4 protein-coding genes are annotated in these 7,428 nt (G+C 69.2%); 3 read left to right on the top strand and 1 reads right to left on the bottom strand.

The features are described 5' to 3' along the window. Positions 1–306 precede the first annotated feature (306 nt). Complete coding sequence (locus DRB06_RS12695) at positions 307–1,059, top strand: CPBP family intramembrane glutamic endopeptidase (protein WP_108968806.1); 753 nt, start codon at positions 307–309, stop codon at positions 1,057–1,059. Between the two features lie 103 nt (positions 1,060–1,162). Here DRB06_RS12695 and topA read toward each other — a convergent pair whose 3' ends face one another. Beyond that, complete coding sequence (gene topA / locus DRB06_RS12690; RefSeq protein ID WP_111820143.1) at positions 1,163–4,066, bottom strand: type I DNA topoisomerase; 2,904 nt, start codon at positions 4,064–4,066, stop codon at positions 1,163–1,165. A 230-nt stretch (positions 4,067–4,296) separates the two neighbouring features. Here topA and DRB06_RS12685 point away from each other — a divergent pair, with 230 nt between their 5' ends. Together DRB06_RS12685 and DRB06_RS12680 are read left to right on the top strand one after the other, a co-directional pair. Next, positions 4,297–5,028, top strand: a complete 732-nt coding sequence (locus DRB06_RS12685; RefSeq protein ID WP_073328799.1) for a response regulator transcription factor — start codon at positions 4,297–4,299, stop codon at positions 5,026–5,028. A gap of 168 nt (positions 5,029–5,196) precedes the next feature. Next, entirely contained in the window at positions 5,197–6,801 is a 1,605-nt protein-coding gene (locus DRB06_RS12680) for a cell wall metabolism sensor histidine kinase WalK (RefSeq protein WP_258522263.1), read from the top strand. The last annotated feature ends 627 nt before the right edge of the window (positions 6,802–7,428 follow it).

Raw genomic sequence — 7,428 nt, 5'->3', positions numbered from 1 at the left:
CATGCGGATTCCAAATCGGCTCCAGCGGTCGGCGACGGCCTTAGTGCCGAATTCGGACATTCCGCCCCACGGCGGGGCGCCCGGGCACACACCGCCAGCACCCAGCCCACCAGGCCGGCAACACCCACCACCCACCACACCCACAAACCGGAAGAGCCGCGAGAGCCCTAGATTCGCGATAGCCTACGCGCTTGTAACTATACAGTTCGCACAGATGCACAAACCGAATTGTGCTCGGAGTACATCACGCCCCAAAAGGGCTCCATCCGATCTAGTCGGAAGCACCAGTTCCGACGAGGAGACGACATGCCAACAACCAAGACGGCGCGACTCGCGCTCGCATGCACCATCATCTACATCGCGGGGATGGGGGTCTCGAACCTCTTGATCTACCGCGTCCTCAACGTCGGCTACAACGATGCCGCCTTCGTGAAGACGCTGCTGCCGTTCATCTCCCTGCTGGCGCTATGGGCGCTGGGCAGCTTCCTAGCCCTGCGGAATCGGCTCACACCCCCCGACGGTCCGAGACGCTACCCTGCGTTCCTAGTCGTATTCATTCCCCTCGTAGGCATGGCCCTGTACTACTGGGCAACTCACGGCGAACTGACACCCGCATTTGCAACCCCATTGGTCGCCACTGTGCTCATCGGATTCGCTGAGGAGATGATGTTCCGCCGGGTGCTGTACGTCGGCCTGCTCCAGGAGCCCCAGGGAACGCAGATTCGAGGCGCGCTACTCGGCTCCGCGGTGGTGTTCAGCCTGCTTCACTCGGTGAACGTGCTCGCCGGACTGCCCTTCCCGAACATGCTGCTGCAGCTGGTGACCACCTTCATCGCTGGACTGTTCTATGCCCTGATGTATGACTACACCAAGAGCATCGGCCTCATGATCGCCTCACACTTCCTGTGGGACTACCTTATCTTCAGTGGAGCAGTTACGAAGATTCCAGTGTTCAGCGGCGTCATCACGGTACTGAACATTGCAGAGTTCGTCATCGTAGTCGTGCTCCTCACCAAACGATGGCAGCAAGAGAGGCTCTCATCCGCTCAGAACGCATGATGACGTCTCGCTGGCCGCGGCCGTCCACACACCGGCAAAACTCTGCTCGAGGGCGCGGTTGCCCCTCCACGACACCACGCTCCTAGACGACGGAGGACGGACATCAGCGGGACTTCTTGGCGGTGGTCTTCTTCGCCGTGGTCTTGCGGGTGGTGCGCTTCTTGGCGGGACCCTTGGCGCGCTTCTCCGCCAGCAGCTCGTAGGCGCGCTCGGGGGTGACGGTGGCCGGATCATCGTCGCGGCGCAGCGTCACATTCGTCTCCCCATCGGTGAAGTAGGGGCCGAAGCGGCCGTCCTTGATCACCACGGGCCGGCCGGTGTCCGGGTCGGTGCCGAGCTCGCGCAGCGGCGCCCGGGAGGCCGCCTGGCCGCGGCGCCGCTTGGGCTGGGCGAACAGCTCCAGCGCCTGCTCCAACGTCACCGTGAACAACTGCTCCTCGCTCTCCAGGGAGCGCGAGTCCGTGCCCCGCTTCAGGTAGGGCCCGTAGCGGCCGTTCTGCGCGGTGATGTCCACGCCGTCGGCGTCTTGCCCCACCACCCGTGGCAGGCTCAGCAGGTCGAGGGCCTGCTCCAGGGTCACGGTGGCCAGGTCCATTGACTTCAGCAGCGAGGCGGTGCGCGGCTTGGGGCCCTTCCGGGACCGGCGTGCCGAGCCCTTCCCGGCCGACTTCGACGCCGCGGCGCCCTGCCCCGCCTCCGCGGTCTCGTCCGCGGCCGGCTCCGGCTCGGGCAGGATCTCGGTGACGTAGGGGCCGTAGCGGCCGTCCTTGACGACGATGGTGTGGCCGGTGGACGGGTCCGTGCCCAGCTCGCGGCCGTCGTCGGCGGCACGGGTGAACAACTCGCGCGCCTTGGCCACCGTCAGCTCGTCGGGCGCCAGGTCACCGGGGACGTTCGCGCGCTTGCCCTCGGCGTTCTCCAGGTAGGGGCCGTAGCGGCCCACGCGCAGGGTGATGCCCTCGCCGATGTCTATGGAGTTGACGGCGCGGGCGTCGATCTCCCCCAGGCCGTCCACCATGGCCTTCAGGCCCAGCCCGTCCTCGGCGGTGGGGGCGGTTCCCGCCACACCCGCCTGCCCCTGGGGGCCGTAGTAGAAGTGGGTGAGCCAGTCGACCCGGTCCTCCTCGCCGGCGGCGATGCGGTCCAGGTCTGCCTCCATGGAGGCGGTGAAGTCGTAGTCGACCAGCTCGCTGAAGTTCTCCTCCAGTAGGCGGGTGACGGCGAAGGCCAGCCAGGTGGGCACCAGCGCCTGGCCGCGGTGTTCCACATAGCCGCGGTCGGAGATGGTGGACATGATGGAGGCATAGGTGGAGGGGCGGCCGATCTCCCGCTCCTCCAGCGCCTTAACCAGGGAGGCCTCCGTGTAGCGGGGCGGCGGCGTGGTCTCATGCCCGGCGGCCTCGGCCGTGAGCGCCACCAGCTCCTGGCCGGCGATCATGGCGGGCAGACGCACATCCCGGTCCCGGCCGGCGGCGGCGCCCGCGCCGGCACCCGAGGCGGAGCCGCTGCCCGAGGCCGTCGGCGCAGCCCCGTCCGTCACCGCGGGGGCGGTCTCGGACTCGTAGCGCTCGGCGTCGCGCCCCTCCTCGTAGGCGGCCAGGAAGCCGCGGAAGGTGATGACGGTGCCCGAGGCGGTGAACCCGGCCGTGTTGAAGGTGATGCCCGAGTCACGGGAGCCGCCGTCGGCGGGACGCAGGGGCACGTCCACCCGCACCGTGGCCGTGGAACCGGTGGCGTCGGCCATCTGGGAGGCGACGGTGCGCCGCCAGATCAGCTCGTAGAGGCGGAACTGAGCGCCGGTGAGCCGCCCGGACACCTGCGCGGGGGTGCGGAAGTGGTCGCCGGCGGGACGGATCGCCTCGTGCGCCTCCTGGGCGCCCTTGGTCTTGGTGGCGTACACGCGCGGCTTGGGCGCCACATACTCCGCGCCGTACAGCTCGGCCACCTGGCCGCGAGCGGCGGCGACCGCCTGCCCGGACAGCACCGTGGAGTCGGTACGCATGTAGGTGATGAAGCCGTTCTCGTACAGGGCCTGCGCCACCCGCATGGTCTCGCGCGGGTTCATGCGAAGCTTGCGGCTCGCCTCCTGCTGCAGCGTGGAGGTGGTGAAGGGCGCGGCCGGGCGCCGCCGGTAGGGCTTCTCCTCCACCTCGGCCACGCGCGGCACCGCCCGGGTAACGGCCTCGGCGACGGCACGCGCGGCCCCCTCGTGCAGGTGCACGGTGCCGGCCTTCACGGCGGCGGGACGCAGCGCCCCGGCGTCGGTGAAGTCGCGTCCGGTGGCCACGCGCCGCCCGTCCAGTGCGGTCAGGCGGGCGGTGAAGGCGGTGTCCGCCGCGGCCGCGGGGCGCAGCGAGCTGCCGGCGGCGAGGTCGGTGGACAGCTGCGCCTCCACACCCCAGTAACCGGCCGCCTTGAAGGCCATGCGCTCACGCTCACGCTCCACCACCAGCCGGGTGGCCACGGACTGCACGCGCCCGGCGGACAGCCCCGCGCGAACCTTGCGCCACAGCACCGGGCTGACCTCGTAGCCGACCAGCCGGTCCAGGATGCGGCGAGTCTCCTGCGCGTCCACCCGGTGGGTGTCCAGGTCGCGGGTGTGGTCCAGAGCGCGGGTGACCGCCTCCTTGGTGATCTCGGTGAAGGTCATGCGCCTCACCGGTACCTTGGGCTTGAGAACCTCCAGCAGGTGCCAGGCGATGGCCTCCCCCTCGCGGTCGTCATCGGTGGCCAGGTAGAGCTCATCGGCGTCCTTGAGCGCCTTGCGCAGCTGCGTGACGGTCTTCTTCTTGTCCGGGTTGACCACGTAGTAGGGCTTGAAGCCGTCGGTCACGTCGACGGCGAACTTGCCGTAGGGGCCCTTCTTCTCGGCGGCCGGCAACTCGGAGGGCTGGGCGAGGTCGCGGATATGGCCGACCGAGGCCTCGACGTCGAAGTCCTTGCCCAGGTAGCCGGCGATGGAGCGGACCTTGTTGGGGGACTCGACGATGACGAGTTTCTTGGACACGGAGACCTTCTTCGAGTGCTTCGGTTTTACGGCGTTTCAGCGGCGTGGCCCCAGCGGACCGCGGTAGACCGGTGCGGTGCCGCCCGGGCGCGCCGGAGGGGTGAAGACGGCGGCTTGAGGCTGCGAGCGTGACTGTAGCGCACCTGTCCGACAGGATTCCGCCCCGCCCCGCCGCCATCCAGCCCTGGATTCACAGCTGCACCACAGACTAGACGTGTTCAATGAGCCGCATGAGCACCCCCGCCGAATCTCTCACCCGACCTGACGGCTCCCCCATACGCGTTCTGGTGGTCGACGACGAGCAGACCCTCGCCGATCTGCTCGCCTCTGCACTGCGCTACGAGGGCTGGGAAGTGACCACCGCCGGCACCGGCCGGGCCGCGGTGCGCCTCGCCCAGGAGCTCACCCCCGACGTCATCGTGCTGGACATCATGCTGCCCGACTTCGACGGCATGGAGGTCATGCACCGCATTCACGGTCACCAGCCCAACGTCCCCGTGCTGTTCCTCACCGCCAAGGACGCCGTCGAGGACCGGGTTGCGGGGCTCACCGCCGGCGGGGACGACTACGTGACCAAGCCCTTCTCCCTGGAGGAGGTCGTCGCCCGGCTGCGCGCCCTACTGCGGCGTTCCGGCGCCAGCGCGGAGAAGCCCGCGAACGTGCTGGAGGTGGGCGACCTGCGCATGGACGAGGACTCCCACGAGGTGTGGCGCGGCGAGGACGAGATCCACCTGACCGCCACCGAGTTCGAACTGCTGCGCTACCTGATGCGCAACCCCCGCCGAGTGCTGTCCAAGCCGCAGATCCTGGATCGCGTGTGGAACTACGACTTCGGGGGGCAGGCCAACATCGTGGAGCTGTACATCTCCTACCTGCGCCGCAAGATCGACAAGGGCCGCGAGCCCATGATCCACACCATGCGCGGGGTCGGCTACGTGCTCAAACCCGCCGTCGCCCAGTAGCCCCGGCAGGCACCGATGCAGCTCATGGCCGGCGGACACCGGCGGCGGGAACCCGGCGGCACGGCTCGCGGCCCCACAAGGCGCTCGGCTAGCCTCGGGCGCGTGCGTCCAACACCACGCAGCCTGCGAACTCGGCTCGTCGTCGGCGTGATCGGCATCGTGCTGGTCATGGCGGCCGGCATCGGGGCCCTGTCCACACTGATGCTGCGCCAGTCGCTGGTGGACCGGCTCGATGAACAGTTGACGGCCGCCTCCGATCGCGCCGCCGCCCGGCGTCAGGACGCCAACCCCGCCGGCGTCGGCCTGGCCGGGAGCCAGAGCTCGGACTCGGGCCAGGACACCATCCGGCCCGGGGCCGACGTGGCACCGCCCACTGACGGCGCCGCCCCGCCCGCCGCACCGAAGGGCGATGTGCCCATCGGCCTGGACGCCGTCGGACAGTCCACCGGCACCCTGACGGTTATCGCCTCCGGAGCGCGCGATGGCGCCGATGACTCCGGATCGGCCGTCTCCACGGTGAAGGCCGGATACATCGACGACGACGGCAACTACCGCACCCTGACCGACGCGGAGTGCGAGGCCCTGCTCGCGCTGGAGGTCACCGGCGAGCCGGTGACGGTGTCGATTGATTCCCTGGGCAACTACCGGGTGCTCGCCACCGAGGACTCCGCCAGCGGAGACGTGGTGATCACCGGCCTGTCGACCGCCGCCGATGAGAAACTCATCCGCACCCAGCTGCTGGCTCAACTGGGGATGGCGCTGGCCGGAGCCCTGATCGCCGCCGTCACGGGCCGGGCCATGGTGCGCACCTCGCTGGCACCGCTGGAGCGCGTGGCGGACACGGCCGAACAGGTCGCCTCCCAGCCGCTGTCCCGCGGGGAGGTGAGCATCCGGGAGCGAGTCTCCGCCGCCGACATCGCCTCCTCGCAGGAAATCGGCCAGGTCGGCAACGCCCTGAACACCCTGCTCGGGCACGTCGACGACGCCCTCACCGCCCGGCAGCGCAGCGAGACGCAGGTGCGCCAGTTCGTCGCCGACGCCTCCCACGAGCTGCGTACACCGTTGGCCTCCATCCGGGGCTACACCGAGTTGATCAAGCGCAGCGGCGCCGACGCCGTACTGCCGGAGGATGCCGTGCACGCCCTGGAGCGGGTGCACTCGGAATCGGTGCGGATGACGGCGCTGGTGGAGGACCTGCTGCTGCTGGCACGCCTGGACGCGGGCCGCGAGTTGGAGCACGGGGAGGTCGACCTGGTGGAGATCGTCGTGGATGCGGTCGCGGACGCCCGGGCCGCGGGCCCCGACCACACCTGGGAGTTGAATCTGGCGGTGCTCGAGCCTCCCGCCGGGCTGAGCGACGACGCGGCGGAGGAGTTCGTGCCCGAGCCGACGCTGGTAGTGGGCGACGAGGCGCGGCTGCGGCAGGTGATGGTCAATCTGCTGGCCAATGCCCGCGTGCACACTCCGGCGGGCAGTCGGGTGACCACGACCCTGTCCCGGGGCGAGGACGGGACGCTGGCAATCGCCGTCGCCGACGACGGCCCGGGCATCGACCCCGCGGTGCGCGACCGCCTGTTCGAACGCTTCGCCCGCGGGGACGCCTCGCGCGAGCGGCGCACCGGCTCCACCGGTCTGGGCATGAGCATCGCCCTGGCGATCGTGCAGTCCCACCACGGGACCCTCAGCGTGGACTCCCGCACTGGCACCGACGACCACGGCACCACCTTCACCGTGATCCTGCCGGCGGCCCCGGCATCCGCGGACGCCGCCTGACGCGGACGACCCAGATCCGGCGGAAAGTTCGGCACCGATAAGCACCGAAAAGCACACCACGCCGACTTTCCAACACCACACCGGCCAAAAGTCCAGTCTCAAACACCGCGTTCACGCCGAGAGCTCGTGTTTAGCCCGGCGACGTTCGGGCCGGTGTTTTGCACGACCCTGGGTGACACTGCACGACCCTCGTGGGCATTGCACGACCCCGGGGTGGTCGTGCAACACACACCAAGGTCGTGGAACGCGGCCCGAGGTCGTGCAGTACATAGGGGCGGGGTGAGCGCCACTGCCACCCCGGGGCTATCGGCGTGGATGAGGCGTTTTCGACCGGGGCTATCGGCGTGGATGAGGTGCCTTAGACCGGCGCGCCTCGGTCCTCTAACTGGATCGTCCAGCCCAGCCCTTGCAGTCCCAGAGACCCTCCTCGCGATGAGGCGCGTTTCCCACGTGGTCCACGCTCGTGGCGACCTGCGCGCCGACGGCTCATCAGGCAGAACAACGGTTCGTCAGGTGCGCTAACGGTTCATGCGTTCTCGGCGACGATTAGCCATGTGATGTCTCAGGACATCGGTGACAGTTTTGTGTCAGGACATCGGTGACACTTGGTGTGTCAGGACATCGGTG

Origin of the sequence: Actinomyces sp. Z5 (assembly GCF_003287795.1) — a bacterium.
GTDB classification, from domain to species: domain Bacteria; phylum Actinomycetota; class Actinomycetes; order Actinomycetales; family Actinomycetaceae; genus Actinomyces; species Actinomyces glycerinitolerans.
The sequence above is the reverse complement of the archived record's forward strand: the minus strand, read 5'-3'. Positions and strand labels throughout refer to the sequence as shown.

What these genes read in the sequence shown, in the direction of transcription:
- DRB06_RS12695 (WP_108968806.1), top strand. Translation starts at nt 307, where the DNA reads ATGCCAACAACCAAGACGGCGCGACTCGCGCTCGCATGCACCATCATC.
- DRB06_RS12685 (WP_073328799.1), top strand. Translation starts at nt 4,297, where the DNA reads ATGAGCACCCCCGCCGAATCTCTCACCCGACCTGACGGCTCCCCCATA.
- DRB06_RS12680 (WP_258522263.1), top strand. Translation starts at nt 5,197, where the DNA reads ATGGCGGCCGGCATCGGGGCCCTGTCCACACTGATGCTGCGCCAGTCG.